This is a genomic window from Thermomonospora catenispora (assembly GCF_006363815.1).
GTDB classification, from domain to species: Bacteria; Actinomycetota; Actinomycetes; order Streptosporangiales; family Streptosporangiaceae; genus Thermomonospora; species Thermomonospora catenispora.
Map to the genome: position 1 here is coordinate 144914 of NZ_RRYT01000006.1, position 16172 is coordinate 161085.

Annotated in this window: 14 protein-coding genes; 6 read left to right on the forward strand and 8 right to left on the reverse strand. The window is 73.2% G+C overall.

Annotated elements, in window-relative coordinates; translation table 11 throughout:
• Positions 1-244 precede the first annotated feature (244 nt).
• The gene (locus tag EIO00_RS07375; RefSeq protein WP_140176482.1) at positions 245-1930 is read left to right on the forward strand and encodes a hypothetical protein; all 1686 of its coding nucleotides are present in this window, start codon (positions 245-247) and stop codon (positions 1928-1930) included.
• Positions 1931-2079: 149 nt separating this feature from the next.
• Here the strand turns inward: EIO00_RS07375 and EIO00_RS07380 are convergent, their stop codons facing one another.
• Positions 2080-2697: a TetR/AcrR family transcriptional regulator gene (locus tag EIO00_RS07380; RefSeq protein ID WP_140176484.1), complete on the reverse strand. Its 618-nt coding sequence runs from the start codon at positions 2695-2697 to the stop codon at positions 2080-2082.
• 68 nt (positions 2698-2765) lie between these two features.
• Between EIO00_RS07380 and EIO00_RS07385 the strand changes: the two genes are divergently transcribed.
• Positions 2766-3419, forward strand: coding sequence for an O-methyltransferase (locus EIO00_RS07385; RefSeq protein ID WP_140176485.1), 654 nt, complete (start codon positions 2766-2768; stop codon positions 3417-3419).
• Between the two features lie 397 nt (positions 3420-3816).
• On the opposite strand, the gene gndA is transcribed toward EIO00_RS07385, so the two are convergent.
• A complete protein-coding gene (gene gndA / locus EIO00_RS07390) occupies positions 3817-5244 on the reverse strand; it encodes an NADP-dependent phosphogluconate dehydrogenase (protein WP_140176487.1) in 1428 nt (475 codons plus the stop codon).
• A 131-nt stretch (positions 5245-5375) separates the two neighbouring features.
• Here gndA and EIO00_RS07395 point away from each other — a divergent pair, with 131 nt between their 5' ends.
• From EIO00_RS07395 to EIO00_RS07405, 3 genes are all read left to right on the forward strand, one after another.
• On the forward strand, positions 5376-6116 hold the full coding sequence (locus EIO00_RS07395) for an HAD family hydrolase (protein ID WP_175596151.1): 741 nt from the start codon (positions 5376-5378) through the stop codon (positions 6114-6116).
• Positions 6116-8521 carry a glycoside hydrolase family 65 protein gene (locus EIO00_RS07400; protein WP_140176489.1) on the forward strand — a complete coding sequence of 802 codons (2406 nt, stop codon included), beginning with the start codon at positions 6116-6118 and terminating at the stop codon, positions 8519-8521. The genes EIO00_RS07395 and EIO00_RS07400 overlap by 1 nt, the downstream gene beginning before the upstream one ends.
• Before the next feature lie 91 nt (positions 8522-8612).
• Positions 8613-9614 (forward strand): cation diffusion facilitator family transporter, encoded by a 1002-nt coding sequence (locus EIO00_RS07405; RefSeq protein ID WP_140176491.1) that lies wholly within the window; start codon positions 8613-8615, stop codon positions 9612-9614.
• A 130-nt stretch (positions 9615-9744) separates the two neighbouring features.
• On the opposite strand, the gene soxR is transcribed toward EIO00_RS07405, so the two are convergent.
• Entirely contained in the window at positions 9745-10278 is a 534-nt protein-coding gene (gene soxR, locus EIO00_RS07410) for a redox-sensitive transcriptional activator SoxR (RefSeq protein WP_140176493.1), read from the reverse strand.
• Positions 10279-10329: 51 nt separating this feature from the next.
• Here soxR and EIO00_RS07415 point away from each other — a divergent pair, with 51 nt between their 5' ends.
• A complete protein-coding gene (locus tag EIO00_RS07415; protein WP_140176495.1) occupies positions 10330-10740 on the forward strand; it encodes a PPOX class F420-dependent oxidoreductase in 411 nt (136 codons plus the stop codon).
• Between the two features lie 107 nt (positions 10741-10847).
• Here EIO00_RS07415 and EIO00_RS07420 read toward each other — a convergent pair whose 3' ends face one another.
• The 5 genes from EIO00_RS07420 to EIO00_RS07440 all read right to left on the reverse strand — a co-directional run bounded on the left by EIO00_RS07420 (position 10848) and on the right by EIO00_RS07440 (position 15815).
• Positions 10848-12662 carry a phosphoenolpyruvate carboxykinase (GTP) gene (locus EIO00_RS07420; protein WP_140176497.1) on the reverse strand — a complete coding sequence of 605 codons (1815 nt, stop codon included), beginning with the start codon at positions 12660-12662 and terminating at the stop codon, positions 10848-10850.
• A 178-nt stretch (positions 12663-12840) separates the two neighbouring features.
• On the reverse strand, positions 12841-13884 hold the full coding sequence (locus EIO00_RS07425) for an ABC transporter ATP-binding protein (RefSeq protein WP_338325912.1): 1044 nt from the start codon (positions 13882-13884) through the stop codon (positions 12841-12843).
• Positions 13881-14666 carry an ABC transporter permease gene (locus tag EIO00_RS07430; protein ID WP_140176499.1) on the reverse strand — a complete coding sequence of 262 codons (786 nt, stop codon included), beginning with the start codon at positions 14664-14666 and terminating at the stop codon, positions 13881-13883. The genes EIO00_RS07425 and EIO00_RS07430 overlap by 4 nt, the downstream gene beginning before the upstream one ends.
• Complete coding sequence (gene modA, locus EIO00_RS07435; protein ID WP_140176501.1) at positions 14663-15424, reverse strand: molybdate ABC transporter substrate-binding protein; 762 nt, start codon at positions 15422-15424, stop codon at positions 14663-14665. The genes EIO00_RS07430 and modA overlap by 4 nt, the downstream gene beginning before the upstream one ends.
• Positions 15417-15815 (reverse strand): TOBE domain-containing protein, encoded by a 399-nt coding sequence (locus EIO00_RS07440; protein ID WP_140176503.1) that lies wholly within the window; start codon positions 15813-15815, stop codon positions 15417-15419. The genes modA and EIO00_RS07440 overlap by 8 nt, the downstream gene beginning before the upstream one ends.
• Positions 15816-16172 lie beyond the last annotated feature (357 nt).

A 16172-nucleotide genomic window follows, 5' to 3' on the forward strand; every position in this document is an offset into this window, starting at 1 on the left:
GTGTCAAGGTCCCGTCAGGACTCGGGTTAAGACGATCGAAACGCGCCGGTCCGCATCCGCGGACCCCTGCTCCGGATCGTCCGCGCCCTTCGGACGGCGGCTGTGAAGGCCCTGCGCGTCCCCGGTCCGCACGAATCCGTCCGGGGATGAAGTGCGCTCTCATCCGCCCTCGATTATTCGCTGCCCAAAGCGTGGACGCTTGCTTACCATCGATGTCAAATCGGGTTGTCAAGGACGGCGGGCGATGGTGGCCGAGACGGTGAACAGGTGGGTCGGGCGGATCTCTGCGCGCCGGCTGTCCTCTCAGTGTCGTTCCATCGCCGAGCGGGTCGCCGCCCGGGAACCGGAGTTCCGAACGCTCTCCGACGCCGACCTGGCCGCCCTGACGGGGGCATACCGAGAGCGGATCGCGGCCGGGGAGGACCTGTCCGACCTGGCGGTCGAGGCGTTCGCGGCCGTCCGGGAGGCGGTGCGACGCACGCTCGGGCTGCGCCTGCATGAGGAGCAGATCATGGCCGGGGCGGCGATGGCGGCCGGCGCGATCGCCGACATGGCCGCGGGCGAGGGCAAGACCCTGGCCTGCGCGCCGCCCGCCTATCTGTGGGCTCTCGAGGGCTCCGCGGTGCACGTTCTCACCTCCGACGATCACCGGGCCGAGCAGGCCGTCCGCCGGCTGGAGCCGGTCTACCGGGCGCTCGGGGTCGACATCGGCCTGATCCGGCCGGACCTGGAGCAGGCGGCGCGCCGTGAGGCGTACGCGTCCGACGTCGTCTACGGCTCCCTCGACCAGATCGGCTTCGACCTGCTCCGGGACGACATGGCCTCCCACCCCTCCGAGGTCGTCCAACGCGGTCTGGGCGTGGCCGTCGTGGACGACGCGCGCACGTGGTTCATCGATGAGCTCCGCCGCGAGCTGCGACTCTCCGCCGCGGCGCCTCAGGAGGCCGTGGAGCGGCGGGCCGAGTGGATCCGCGCCGCCCGGTCGCTGAGCAGGGAGGCCGGAGACTACGCCGTCGACCGCATCAGGCGGCTGGTCCGGTTGCGGGAACCGGGGATCGCCAAGCTCCGGGAGCTGCTGGAGGTCGACGACCTGGACCCGATCGAGAACGCGGTGCCGCTGGCGTTGACGGCCGCGGTCCTCCGGGCGCGGGAGTTCGCCGAGAAGGAGGAGCCCGCGCCCGACGAGGAGATCACGGTGAAGAAGATCTCGGCCGTCGGGGTGCTGCGCGAGTACGAGGGGGTGTGCGGCGTCTCGACCGACGCCGCACCGGAGGCGGAGATCTTCCGGCGCTGCTACGGCGTGACGGTGGTGCCGATCCCCTCCCGCCGCCCGGCGGAGGGCGGCCCGCGCAGTGCCCGCGCCCCGGAGCACTTCGAGGAGGATGTCGTCTTCCTCCACACGGTGGATCTGCAGCGGAGGGAGACGGCTTCCCGACGCGCCGCCGTGCTGGCGGAGGAGGACTGTTCCTCGATGATCGAGGACCTGCTGGCGGAGTTCGTCGAGCAGGAGCTCCACGGGCTGCCCCGAACACTGGGCCGCGAGGACGTCGAGGACGCGCTCGACCGCCTGCACCGGGTGTGCCCGATCTCGACGACGGCGGACGAGCTGATGCGCGCCCCCCGGCGGACCGATGTCGCCGCGCGCCTGCGGGACGACGTCGCCGAGGCGTACCGACGCCGGGAGGACCGGTTCGGCTCGGAGGTGATGCGGGCGCTGGGACGGCTCGTCCTCCTGAGGGTGCTGGACCGCTGCTGGCATGAGCATCTGGCCAGGGCGGAGGCGCTGCTGGACAGCCTGCGCCTCCTCGACGCCCTCGGCGACGACCCGCTCGCGGACCACCTGAACGCGGTGGCCGAATCGTACGGCTTGCTGGAGCGGGAGTTCTGCCGGAACAGCGTGGACCGCCTCTTCCGGCTGGAGGTGAGGTGAAGCCCGCCTGAGCGCAGGCGGTCCGGGCGCCGGTCCCCCTCGGGACGGGGCGCGGCGGGCCGGTGCGGTGATATGCGAGAGGACGCGGCGGCCGCCCTCGCCGTGGCCGGGATCCGCGGCCCGAGGTGTTCGTCCGGCTCCGGCCCGGGTCAGCGCAGGCCGCCGAGGAAGGCGTCGACCAGCCCGTCGATGAAGTCCTCGTCCACCGGTTCGCCGGTGACCAGGATGCGGTAGTAGACGGGGCCGACGAGCCGTTCGGTCTCGGCGGCCACGTCCAGGTCGGCGGGCAGCTCGCCGCGCCGCACCGCGCGTTCCAGCGGCAGGCGGTCCACGGCGCGCTGCCGGTCGAGGCAGCGGGCGCGGAAGTCGGCGGCGAACGCCGGATCGTGCTGGGCCTGGGCGATCAGCGCGCGGAACACGGCGCCCGCGTCGGTGCGGCCGAGGAAGAAGGCCAGCCAGCGCAGGTGGGTGCGCAGGTCACGGTCGAGGTCGCCATGGTCGGGCGGGGTCAGGTCCTCGGTCAGGTCCTGCAGGAACGCCTCCACCAGGATGTCGGTCTTGCTCTTCCACCAGCGGTAGACGGTCTGCTTGGCGACCCCGGCGCGCGCGGCGATGCCCTCGATCGTGACTCCCGCGAACCCCTTCTCCACGAGCAGGTCGTCGGCCGCTTCCAGGACGGCCCGACGGGCCTGCTCGCTGCGGCCGTACCGGTTGCCGTGGTGCCGCCGGGTCGATTCCGGCCGGGCGGTGTGCGCTGCGCCTGTCATGCTCCCTCCCTCGCCCGGCAGGATAGACCGCCTAGACTAGACGCAACGTTGCGTCTAGTCTGATGGGCATGACGCACATCAGCACGCTCGCCGACCCGCGGGTCGCGAACGCACTCGACCGGATGTTCACCGCCGCCGACCGCGACAAGGAGGTCATGGCCCGCGCCGATCTCGACGCCTTCGCCGCGATGACCACGCGCGAACGCGTCGACGCCGCCGCGGACGTCTACATGCCCGTCTCCGAGGCGGGAGGCAGGCTGCTCTACGCCCTGGTGCGCGCCGCCCGCCCGGCCACCGTGGTGGAGTTCGGCACCTCGTTCGGGATCTCCACCCTGTTCCTGGCCGCCGCGGTGCGCGACAACGGCATCGGACGCGTGGTGACCACGGAGCTCAGCCCGGACAAGATCGCCGCGGCGCGCCGCACCTTCGCCGAGACCGGCCTGGACGATGTGATCACCGTCCTGGAGGGAGACGCGCTGGAGACCCTGGCGACCCTCGAGGAGCCCGTCGGGTTCGTCCTCCTCGACGGCTGGAAGGAGCTCTGCCTGCCGGTGCTGCGGCTGCTGGAGCCGCGACTGACGCCCGGAGCCCTCGTCGTCGCCGACGACGTCACCATGCGCGAGCTGGCGCCCTGTCTGGAGTACGTCCGCGATCCCGCCAACGGCTACCACAGCGTGACGTTCCCCGTCGGGGACGGCATGGAGATCAGCTGCCGCCTCTGACCCGTCCCGGACGCGCACCCGCACGCACCCCGAGTCGGGGATTTCGACGGAGCGGACTCCTCACAAAAGCCGGGCGAGCGTCACGGAAATCCTCGACAAAAACTTCACCGAGAGGATGGAAAGCTCAGAGAACGCACCGAAAAGGGGTGCCGTGAAATTCGTGCCCGGGAGGCGGGCGAGACCGTCTTCGGCGGGAAGGCCGCCGGGAGCCGGGACGCATCCTGCGGTGCCGGAGCGGACGCCTGAAGCCCCACGCCCGGCGGCCCGGTGACGGATGCGGCCTCCACGACTCGGCGTACCGGGCGGTCGGACGGTGGACGATCGTCCAGGAGCGGACCGGGACATGAGACGCCCGCGTCGCCCCCGGGCGCCGTGCCCGGGGGGCGACGCGGGCCGGTCAGGCCTCGACCTCGGAGCGGTCGCCGCTCCAGAGGGTGTGGAAAGAGCCCGCGCGGTCGACCCGGCGGTAGGTGTGGGCGCCGAAGAAGTCGCGCTGCCCCTGGATGAGGGCCGCCGGCAGCCGCTCGGCGCGCAGCGCGTCGTAGTAGGCCAGGGCGCTGGAGAAACCGGGCACCGGGACGCCCAGCTCGGCGGCGGTGGCGACGACGCGGCGCCAGGCGCTCTGGGCGGCGCCGACGGCGTCGGCGAAGTGCTCGTCGGCGAGCAGGGTCGGGATGCGCGGATCGGCCTGGTAGGCGGCGCGGATGCGGTCCAGGAAACGGGCGCGGATGATGCATCCGCCGCGCCAGATGGCGGCCATCCGCCCGAGGTCGATGTTCCAGCCGTACTCGTCGCTGCCGGCCTGGATCTGGTGGAATCCCTGCGCATAGGCGACGATCTTGGAGGCGTACAGGGCCTGCTCCACATCGTCGGCGAACACGTCGGCGTCCACCGGCCGCCCCGGCGTCGGTCCGGGCAGGCGGCGGGCGGCCTCGCGGAGCGGCACGTGGCCGGAGAGCGATCGGGCGAACACCGCCTCGGCGATGCCGTTCACCGGAACGCCCAGGTCCAGGGCGGTCTGCACGGTCCAGCGGCCGGTGCCCTTCTGCTCGGCCCGGTCCAGCACCACGTCCACGAAGGGGGCGCCGGTGGCCGGGTCGGTGTGCGCGAGGACCTCGGCGGTGATCTCGATCAGGTACGACTCCAGCCGTCCGCCGTTCCAGGCGCGGAACACCTCGGCGATCTCCGCGGGCCCCAGTCCGGCGGCCCGTCTGAGCAGGTCGTACGCCTCGCCGATCAATTGCATGTCCGCGTACTCGATGCCGTTGTGGACCATCTTGACGAAGTGGCCCGCCCCGTCGGGGCCCACGTGCGCGCAGCAGGGCTCGCCGTCCGCCTCGGCGGCGATGTCCTCCAGCAGCGGCCCCAGCTCCCGGTAGGACTCGGCCGAGCCGCCCGGCATGATGCTGGGCCCGTGCAGCGCCCCCTCCTCGCCGCCGGAGATGCCGGCGCCGACGAAGTGGATGCCGCGTTCCCGCAGCGCCCTCTCGCGCCTGCGGGTGTCGGCGAAGTGCGCGTTGCCGCCGTCCACGATCATGTCGCCGGGCGCCAGCAGCGGCGCGAACTCCTCGATCACCGCGTCGGTGGGGGCGCCCGCCTTGACCATGATCACCAGCCGGCGGGGGCGTTCCAGCGCCGCCACGAACTCCTCCGGCGTGGAGGCCGGAACGAACGTCCCCTCGTGGCCGAACTCCTCGATCAGCGCCTTGGTCCGGGCCTCGGTGCGGTTGTGCACGGCCACCGGATGACCGTGCCGGGCCAGATTGCGGGCCAGATTCCGGCCCATCACCGCCAAGCCGGTGACGCCGATGCGCGCCTGTGCCATCTGCAGCTTCCCCTCTTCGTCGAAGCGACCTCCTCCGTTCTACGCGACCGGGCCCCGGCCCGTTCGGCATCGACGTCAAGGGGTAGGCATGGGTCGACAAACGAGGCCTCTGCCGCCCAGCGAGGAGGACGATGCTCCCCAGCGATCTGCGCGCCTGCCTGTTCGACCTGGACGGGGTGCTGACGGACACGGCGGCAGTGCACGCGGCCGCGTGGAAGCGGATGTTCGACGAGTTCCTGCGCGAGCGCGCCGCGCGCGAGGGCGGGCCGTTCGTGCCGTTCGACCCCGCCACCGACTACCCCCGGTACGTGGACGGCAAGAGGCGGGCGGACGGCACCCGCGCGTTCCTGGCCTCGCGCGGCATCCGGCTGCCCGAGGGCTCCCCCGACGACCCGCCCGGCGCGCTCACCGTGCGCGGGCTGGGCGCGCGCAAGAACGATCTGGTGCTGCGGCTGCTGGAGGAGCGGGGTGTGACCGTCTTCCCCGACGCGGTGGCGTTCGTGCGGGCGATCCGGGGCCGCGGGCTGCGCACCGCGGTGGTGTCCTCCAGCGCCAACACCGCCCAGGTGCTGCGGGTCGCCGGGCTGACCGGCCTGTTCGACGCCCGGGTCGACGGGGTGACCGCCCAGGAGCGGAACCTGCCCGGCAAGCCCGCCCCCGACATGTTCTGGGAGGGGGCCCGCGCGCTGAACGTCGAACCGGGGCGGGCGGCCGTGTTCGAAGACGCCCTGGCGGGCGTGGCCGCCGGCCGGGCCGGCGGGTTCGCGCTGGTCGTCGGAGTCGACCGGGTCGGCGGGGGGCACGGCGAGGCGCTGCGCGAGCACGGAGCCGACATCGTGGTGGACGATCTGGGCGAGCTGTTGGAGACCTGATGACCGATGCGACGATCACCCCGGCGTTCCCCCGACCGGTGTACGAGGTCGATCCGTGGTGCGTGCGCGAACGCGAGCTGCACCTGGACCGGCTGGCCCAGAGCGAGTCGGTGTTCGCCCTGGCCAACGGGCACATCGGGCTCCGCGGCAACCTGGAGGAGGGTGAGCCGCACGGGATCCCGGGCAGCTACCTGAACTCCTTCTTCGAGCTGCGCCCCCTGCCGTACGCCGAGGCCGGCTACGGCTACCCGGAGTCCGGGCAGACGGTCATCAACGTCACCAACGGCAAGATCATCCGGCTGCTGGTCGACGACGAGCCGTTCGACGTGCGGTACGGCCGCCTCAACCGGCACGAGCGCGAGCTGGACATGCGCGCCGGGACGCTGACGCGCCTGGTGGAGTGGCGCTCCCCGGCCGACGACACGGTGCGGGTCACCTCGACCCGGCTGGTGTCGCTCACCCAGCGGGCGATCGCGGCGATCTGTTACGAGGTGGAGCCGGTGCACAGGCCGGTGCGGATCGTGGTGCAGTCGGAGCTGGTCGCCAACGAGTCCACGCCCTATCTGGGCAACGACCCGCGGATGGCGGCGATGCTGGAGCATCCGCTGGTGTCGGAGGAGCACGTGTCCAACGGGCGGCGGGTGGTGCTGGTGCACCGCACCCGTCGCAGCGGGCTGCGGATGGCGGCCGGGATGACCCACGAGATCTACGGCCCGGAGAAGCTGTCGACCGAGGCCGAGAGCTTCCCCGACGTCGGCCGGGTCACCGTGGCCACCCGGCTCAGCCCGGGGCAGAGGCTGCGGATCGTCAAGTACCTGGCCTACGGCTGGTCCAGCCGACGGTCCCGCCCGGCGCTGCACGACCAGGTGGTGGCGGCGCTGGCGGACGCCCGGCTGACCGGCTGGGAGGGGCTGCTGCAGGAGCAGCGGGACTTCCTGGACGAATTCTGGGCGGGCGCCGACGTGGAGGTCGACGGCGACCCGGAGGTGCAGCAGGCGGTGCGGTTCGCGCTGTTCCACATCCTGCAGGCCGGGGCGCGGGCCGAGCGGCGGATGATCCCCTCCAAGGGACTGACCGGTCCGGGCTACGACGGACACGCGTTCTGGGACACCGAGACGTTCGTGCTGCCGGTGCTGACCTACACGTTCCCGACCGCGGCGGCGGACGCGCTGGCGTGGCGGCACATGACGCTGCCGCTGGCCGAGGAGCGGGCCCGGACGCTGGGGTTGGAGGGGGCGGCGTTCCCCTGGCGGACGATCCGCGGGCAGGAGTGCTCGGGCTACTGGCCGGCCGGCACCGCGGCGTTCCACGTCAACGCCGACATCGCCGACGCGGTGGTGCGCTATGTGGACGCCACCGAGGACACCGAGTTCGAGCGGGAGATCGGCGTGGAGCTGCTGGTGGCCACCGCCCGGCTGTGGCGCAGCCTGGGCCACCACGACGTGCACGGCGGCTTCCGGATCGACGGGGTGACCGGCCCGGACGAGTACAGCGCCCTGGCCGACAACAACGTGTACACGAACCTGATGGCGCGGCGTAATCTGCGGGCCGCGGCCGATGCGGCGATGCGGCATCCCGAGGTCGCCGACCGGCTGGGGGTGACCACCGAGGAGGCGGCCTCCTGGCGGGACGCGGCCGACGCGATGCTGATCCCCTACGACGAACGGCTGGGCGTGCACCCGCAGAGCGAGCAGTTCACCAACCACGCCCGCTGGGACTTCGCCCGGGTCAGGCCGGACCAGTACCCGCTGCTGCTGCACTTCCCGTACTTCGACCTGTACCGCAAACAGGTGGTCAAGCAGGCGGATCTGGTGCTGGCGATGCACCTGTGCGGGGAGGCGTTCACCGAGGAGCACAAGCGCCGCAACTTCGCCTACTACGAGGCGATCACGGTGCGGGACTCCTCGCTGTCGGCGCAGACCCAGGCGGTGATCGCCGCCGAGGTCGGTCATCTGGACCTGGCGCACGACTACCTCGGCGAGACGGCCCTGATCGACCTGCACGACCTGGCCGGCAACACCCGCGACGGGCTGCATCTGGCGTCGCTGGCGGGCGCGTGGAACGCCCTGGTGGCGGGGTTCGGCGGGATGCGGATCCGCCGGGGGCGGCTGAGCTTCGCGCCGCGGCTGCCGGGCGGCATCAGCCGGCTGTCGTTCCGGATCCGGTACCGGGGGCGGCGGCTGTGCGTCACGGTGACCGCGGAGAAGGCGCTGTACGAGCTGCACGAGGGGCCGCCGCTGCGGATCTCCCACCACGGGGAGGAGTTCGAGCTGGGCGAGGACCCGGTGCGACTGGCGGTGCCGCAGGCGCCCTCCCTGCCGAGCCCGACCCAGCCGCACGGCCGGGCGCCGGCGCCGCGCCGCACCGACCCCTCGGGGCGGGTGCGGGTCGGGCCCGAGCAGTGACCCGCGGGCCCGCGCCGCACGTCATGTGCAACAGCGTGACCTGCGCTGTCGTCGAGGTGCTGCAGCGGGCCCGCTGCGTCATCCTGGCGCCATGGGACATCACCGCCACGGGCACGGGCGGATCGCCCGTCTGCTGCGGCCGCACGTCCACGGGCACTCCCACGGGCCCGGGCACCGGGTGGACCGGCAGATGGAGTCGGCCGCCGAGGGCATGCGGGCGCTGTGGATCTCCGTCGCCGGGCTGGGGCTCACCATGCTGCTCCAGGCCGTGGTGGTCGCGGTGTCGGGCTCGGCGGCGCTGCTGGGGGACACCCTGCACAACGGAGCCGACGCGCTGACCGCCGTCCCGCTGGGGGTCGCGTTCTGGCTGGCGCGCCGCCCGCCGTCGCGCCGCTTCACCTACGGGTACGGACGCGCCGAGGACCTGGCGGGGGTGCTGATCACCGTGATGATCGGGCTGTCGTGCGCGGCGGCGGGCTGGACGGCGGTCCGCCGGCTGCTGGAGCCGGCGCCGGTGGATCATCTGCCGGCGGTGGCCGGGGCGGCGCTGGCGGGGTTCGTCGGGAACGAGGTCGTCGCCCGGTACCGGATCCGGGTGGGCCGCCGGATCGGGTCGGCGGCGCTGGTCGCCGACGGGCTGCACGCCCGCGCCGACGGGTTCACCTCGCTGGCCGTCCTGGCGGGCGCCGCCGGGGTCGCGGTCGGCTGGCGGTGGGCGGATCCGGTGGTCGGGCTGGTGATCACGGCGGCGATCGCCGCGGTGCTGCGGCAGGCGGGCCGGGAGGTCTGCGGCCGGTTGCTGGACGCCGTCGACCCGGCCCTGGTGGACCGGGCGGAGGAGGCGCTGCGCGGGACGCCGGGGGTGCTGGAGGTGGGAGCGGTCCGGCTCCGCTGGCTGGGGCATCGGCTGCGCGCCGAGTGCGAGGTGGTCGTGGACCATCGGGCCACCGCGGTCGAGGCCCATGCGGTGGCGGTGGCCGCCGAGCACGCCCTGCTGCACGCCCTGCCCCGGCTGCACGGCGCGCTCGTGCACACCGATCCGCGGCCCGCCGACGGCGTCGACCACCACGCCGTCCTGGCGGACCACCGCTGACGGGCGGCGCCCTCGTCGGATGGGACCCGGCGTCCCCCGGAACGGGCGGCGGCGCACGGGCCGGGACCGCGGCGCGGTCCCGGGCGCCCGCCGGGAGCGGGCCGCCCCGAGGGCTCCGGCGCCGCGGGCGTCATCCGGCGGCCGATCCGAGGCACCCCTCCGCGGCGGGCTCCCCGGCGGGCTTCTTCGCGACCCCCTTCGCGGGCTCCTCCGCGGAGCGGACCAGCAGGCGGTGCGGGCCCGGCCCCTCCTCGGCGAGCCGGTCGTCGGGGTTGGCCAGGGCGCAGGCGCTCAGCGACAGGCAGCCGCAGCCGATGCAGTCGGTCAGGTGGTCGCGCAGCCGCTGAAGCTGGGTGATGCGTTCATCGAGCTTGCGCCGCCAGGCCTCCGACAGCGCCGCCCAGTCCTCCACGGTGGGGGTGCGCTCCTCCGGCAGCCGGGCCAGCGCCTCGCGGATCTCCGCGAGCGGAATCCCGACCCGCTGGGACACCCGGATGAACGCCACTCGGCGCAGCGTGTCGCGGGTGAAACGGCGCTGGTTGCCGGCCGTGCGGCGGCTGCGGATCAGGCCTTTGGACTCGTAGAAGTGCAGCGCGGACACGGCGACTCCGCTGCGCCGGGCCAGCTGACCCACGGTGAGCTCGGAACGGGCGGACTTCGTCATGCCTTCACTCTAACTTGACCTCAACCATGGTTGAGGTCTGAGGATCGAGGCATGGAGCTCACCGAGCACGAACGCGCCTTCCTCAAGACCCAGCGGATCGGCCGGCTGGCCACCGTGGACGGCGACGGAGCGCCGCAGAACAATCCGGTCGGATTCTTCCACAACCCCGAGACCGGGACGTTCGACATCGGCGGCCGCGCGCTGGGGTCCACCCGCAAGTTCCGCAACGTGCAGCGCAACCCCCAGGTCGCGCTGGTGATCGACGAACTGGTCTCCACCGACCCCTGGCGGGTGCGCGGCATGGAGATCCGCGGCGAGGCCGAGGCGCTGACCGGGCAGAAGCCGCCGCGGCCGGGCATGAGCACGGAGTTGATCCGCATCCATCCCCGCCGGATCTACACCTGGGGGATCGAGCCGGACGAGCCCGGCCTGGTCCGGCGGGAGGCGACGCGGACGCCCTGAGCCCCGGGACGCTCGCACGGGCGCGCCGCGCTCCCCGCGGGGAGCGCGGCGCGCCCGAGGCCGTTCGTCCGGCCCGCGTCAGGCCGACGTCGGGCTCCGCGTCCGGCTCAGCCGAGGCGGTTCACCAGGGCGCGGTGCTCCTCCCACAGCTCCTTGGGCAGGTGGTCGCCGAAGGTCTTGAAGTGCTCGGCGATGAGGTCGGCCTCCTGCCGCCACACCTCGGCGTCGACCGACAGCAGGACGTCCAGGTCGGCCTCGGGGATGTCCAGTCCCTCGGTGTCCAGCGAGTCCTTGGTCGGCACGTGGCCGATCGGGGTCTTGACCGCGTCGGCCTGCCCGTTCAACCGCTCCACGATCCACTTGAGGACCCGGCTGTTCTCACCGAAGCCCGGCCACAGGAAGCGGCCCTCGTCGTCCTTGCGGAACCAGTTGACGTAGTAGATCCGCGGCAGCTTCTCCGGGTCGGCCTGCTTGCCGATCTTGATCCAGTGGCCGAAGTAGTCGCCCATGTTGTAGCCGCAGAACGGCAGCATGGCGAACGGGTCGCGACGCAGCTCGCCGACCTTGCCCTCGGCGGCGGCGGTCTTCTCCGAGGCCACGTTGGCGCCCAGGAACACCCCGTGCTGCCAGTCGAAGGACTCGGTCACCAGCGGCACGGCGGTGGCGCGACGACCGCCGAACAGGATGGCCGAGATCGGCACGCCCTTGGGGTCCTCCCACTCGGGCGCGATGGTCGGGCACTGGCCGGCCGGAGTGGTGAAGCGGGCGTTGGGGTGGGCGGCCGGAGTGCCGGAGTCCGGCGTCCAGTCGTTGCCCCGCCAGTCGATCAGGTGCGCGGGCGGCTCGTCGGTCAGCCCCTCCCACCACACGTCGCCGTCGTCGGTGAGCGCGACGTTGGTGAAGATGCTGTTGCCCCACAGGGTCTTGATGGCGTTGGCGTTGGTGGACTCGCCGGTGCCGGGGGCGACGCCGAAGAAGCCGGCCTCGGGGTTGATCGCGTACAGCCGGCCGTCCTCCCCGAACCGCATCCAGGCGATGTCGTCGCCGATGGTCTCGACCTTCCACCCGGGGATGGTCGGCTGCAGCATGGCCAGGTTGGTCTTGCCGCAGGCGGACGGGAACGCGGCCGCCACGTAACGCGGCTCGCCGGCGGGCGGGGTCAGCTTGAGGATCAGCATGTGCTCGGCCAGCCAGCCCTCGTCGCGGGCCATGGTCGAGGCGATCCGCAGCGCGTAACACTTCTTGCCCAGCAGCGCGTTGCCGCCGTACCCGGACCCGTAAGACCAGATCTCCCGGGTCTCGGGGAAGTGCGAGATGTACTTGGTGGAGTTGCACGGCCACGGCACGTCCTTCTGGCCGGGCTCCAGCGGGGCGCCGACCGAGTGGACGCACTTGACGAACGAGCCGCGCTCCTCGATGAGCCGCAGCGCCGGGGTGCCCATGCGGGTCATGATCCGCATCGACACCGCGACATAGGCCGAGTCGGTGATCTCGACGCCGAGCTGGGAGATCTCACCGCCCAGCGGGCCCATGCAGAACGGCACCACGTACATGGTGCGGCCCCGCATGCAGCCGTCGAACAGCTTGTCGAAGGTGGCCCGCATCTCCGCCGGCGCGATCCAGTTGTTGGTGGGGCCGGCGTCCTCCTCCCGCTCGGAGCAGATGAACGTACGGTCCTCGACGCGGGCGACGTCGCTGGGGTCGGAGGCGGCGTAGAAGCTGTTCGGCCGTTTGTCGGGATTCAGGCGTTTGAAGGTGCCCTGCTCGACGAGGAGGTCGGTCAACCGCTTCCATTCCTCCTCCGAGCCATCACACCACTCGACCCGGTCGGGCTTGGTGAGCTCGGCGATCTGGCGCACCCAGTCGACCAGCTCGGCGTGACTGGTGGGGGCCTGATCGAGGCCGGGTACCTGTCGGGACACGGGCAACTCCTTATGCTGTTCGCAGGATCTTTGCATGATGAACAAAACGGCACATGTTTTCCATTTGGTCTGGACCAATCCGAGCCGTTTTTACCGCCCCGGGAGCCGTTTGTGACTGATGTCACTCATCTGGAACGTGCCCGGGACGACTCGGACTAATCACACAAACTGTGTGATCTCAGACGGGGTAGGCGCGGACCTCCGCGGCCTCGACCCTCGCCCAGACCTCGTTCCCCTCGACCAGCCCGAGCTCGGCCACCGCGGCGGGGGCGACGTCGGCGGACGCCTGCAGCGGGCCGCCCAGCTCCACCCGGATGCGGTCCCCGTGCCGCTCGACGGCCTCCACCCGGGCCCGCCACCGGCCGTGCGGGCCGCCCTCGGGACGTTCGGCGCACAACGCCACGGACGAGGGGGCGAACGCCGCGAACACCTCCCCCTGCACGGGCCGGTCGGTCTCCAACCGGACCGGCGAGCCGTGCAGGGCGATCAGACGTCCCTCCGCCCGTCCGCGACAGAGGTTCACCCCCACCAGACGGGCCACGTAGTCGCTGCGCGGACGCCGGGCGACCTCGGCGGGCGGCCCCTGCTGGACCAGCCGGCCGCGTTCCACCACCACGAGCCGGTCGGCCAGCGCCATCGCATCGAGCGGATCATGGGTGACCACGATCGCCACCCCGGCGAAGTCGGCCAGATGCCGCCGCAGCCCGGAGCGGATCTGCGACCGGGTGTGCGCGTCCAGCGCGGCCAGCGGCTCATCCAGCAGCAGCAGCCGGGGCTCGACGGCCAGCGCCCGGGCCAGCGCCACCCGCTGGGCCTGCCCGCCCGACAGCTCCCGCGGCCTGCGGTCCTCATGCCCCTCCAGGCCGACCCGCCGCAGCCACTCGGCCGCCCGCCGGCGCGCCCGGCGCCGGGGCACGCCCCGGCAGCGGGGGCCGAACGCCACGTTGTCGAGGGCGGTCATGTGCGGGAACAGCAGATAGTCCTGGAACACCACGCCGACCGGGCGCCGCTCGACCGCCAGGCGGTGCACCGGCTCGCCGTCGAGCCGGACATGCCCCTCGGCGAGCGGGACGAGCCCGGCCAGGGCCCGCAGCGCGGTGGTCTTGCCCGCGCCGTTGGGCCCGAGCAGCGCCACCACCTCCCCCGCGGCGGCCTCCAACGACAGGTCCAAGACGAACTCGCCGCGGCGCACCACCAGGCGGGCCTGCAGACCGGCGGTCACGGGCCGCTCACCCACCGATCCCGCAGCAGCGCCAGGATCGCCGTGCAGACCGCCAGCAGCACCAGGCTCAGCACGATCGCGGCCTGCGGGTCGGTCTCCAAGGCCAGGTAGACCGCCAGCGGCATGGTCTGGGTGCGTCCCGGGAAGTTGCCCGCGAACGTGATCGTCGCGCCGAACTCCCCCAGCGCCCGGGCCCAGCACAAGATCGCGCCCGCCGCCACGCCCGGGGCGACCATCGGCAGGGTCACCCTCCGGAAGATCGTCCAGCGGGACGCGCCCAGCGTCGCGGCGGCCTCCTCATAACGCGGGTCCACCCCGCGCAGCGCCCCCTCCACGCTGATCACCAGGAACGGCATCGCCACGAACGCCTCCGCCAGCACCACCCCGGCCGTGCTGAACGGCAGCGTGACGCCGAACGCCGCCTCCAGCCACCGCCCGACGATCCCGTTGCGGCCCAGCACCGTCAGCAGCGCCACCCCGCCCACCACCGGCGGCAGCACCAGCGGCACCGTGACCAGCGCCCGCACCAGGTTCCGCCCGCGAAAGCCGCCCCGGGCCAACGCCCACGCCAGCGGAACGCCCAGCAGCAGGCACAGCCCGGTCGCCAGCGTGGCGGTCACCAGCGACAGCCGCAGCGCCGCCAGCACCTGCGGCTCGGCCAGCCGGGCGCCGAGCGTGGACCAGGGGGCGCGCAGCACCAGCCCGGCCGGCGGCAGCACCAGGAACGCCAGCCCGAGCGCCGCCGGGATCACCAGCGGCCACGGCACCCGACCCCGGGTCACGGCAGGTCGAACCCCCGCTCGGCGAGCGCAGCGCGGCCCCGGGCGGAGGTCACCAGGGACACGAAGGCCCGGGCGTGCCGGGGCTCGGAGGCCCCGGTCAGCGGCGCGATCGGGTAGTCGTTGACGGCGTGGGCGGCCTCGGGGAAGTCGATGCCCCGGACCCGCCCGCCCGCGGCCCGCACGTCGGTGCGGTAGACCAGCCCGGCGTCGGCCTCCCCCATCCGCACCTTGGTCAGCACCGCCTTGACGTCCTGCTCCTCGGAGGCCGGAGCGACCTGGACACCGGCGGCGCGCAGCGCCTCGCGGGCGGCGGCGCCGCAGGGCACCTGGGCCGCGCACAGCACCACCGTGACCCTTCGATCGGCCAGATCGCGCAGCGAACGCACCCCGCCCGGATCGCCCGGCGCGGTCGCGATCACGAGCCGGTTGCGGGCGAAGATCCGGGGGGCGGCGGCGGTGCGCCGGGCATCGGTGACGGCCTGCATGGCGCTGTGGTCGGCGGCGGCGAACACGTCCGCGGGTGCGCCGTCGACGATCTGACGGGCCAGAGCGGAGCTGCCGGCGAAGGAGAACCGCACCTTGACGCCGGGATGGGAGCGTTCGAAGACGCGGCCCAGCTCGGTGAACGATTCGGTCAGCGACGCGGCGGCGAACACCGTCACGGTCGCGCCGCCCGCACCGCCGCAGCCGGCCGCGGCGAGGGCCGACGCGAGCGCCACGGCGGCCCGGGCGGTCTTGCCGAACACGCGGTCACTCATGCCCGGGCAGCTCCACGACGACGTTGGTGGACTTGACCACGGCCTCGGCGACCACCCCGACCCGCAGATCCAGCTCGTCGGCGGCCTCCCGGCTCATCAGCGACACCAGCCGATGCGGCCCGGCCTGGATCTCCACCCGGGCCATCACCGTGTCGCGGACGACATCGGTGACGATGCCGCGCATCCGGTTGCGGGCCGAGGAGAACCGCCCCCGAGGCCTGCTCTCCCCCGCCTGCTCGCGCACGAAGGCGGCGAGGTCGGCCCCGGCGATGCGGCGGTGACCGTGCTCGTCGCGGCGGGCGGGGAGCCGGCCGGTGTCGATCCAGCGGCGCACCGTGTCGGCGCTGACCCCCAGCAGCCCGGCCGCCTCGCTGATCCGGAACGTCTCCACCCGGAGAACGGTAACACCTCGCCGATGCAAGGCCAATGCCGACCCATGGCCGGAATCTGCGCGTTTTCTTCCGCTCTTCGGCTCGCATCTGCGAGTCATCGTCCGCTGAAGTCCGCCGGGGGCGGCCGTGATGCGGCGGGCCGCGGTCACGGCGGCCGCCGGCCCGCCGGGCCCTCGGGAGATCGGCACGGGACGAGGCGAGGACGACACGGGACTGATCGGCGGGGTCGGGCGGGGCGGACCTCCCGTGCCCGGCGCTCCCCGGCGCACCGTCCCGACGCCGCCGCCGCGACGGTCGGCGACCTCGCCGGGACCGTCGAGTCCGCATCGGGGTGGAGCGCCCCGCTCCCGGATGAG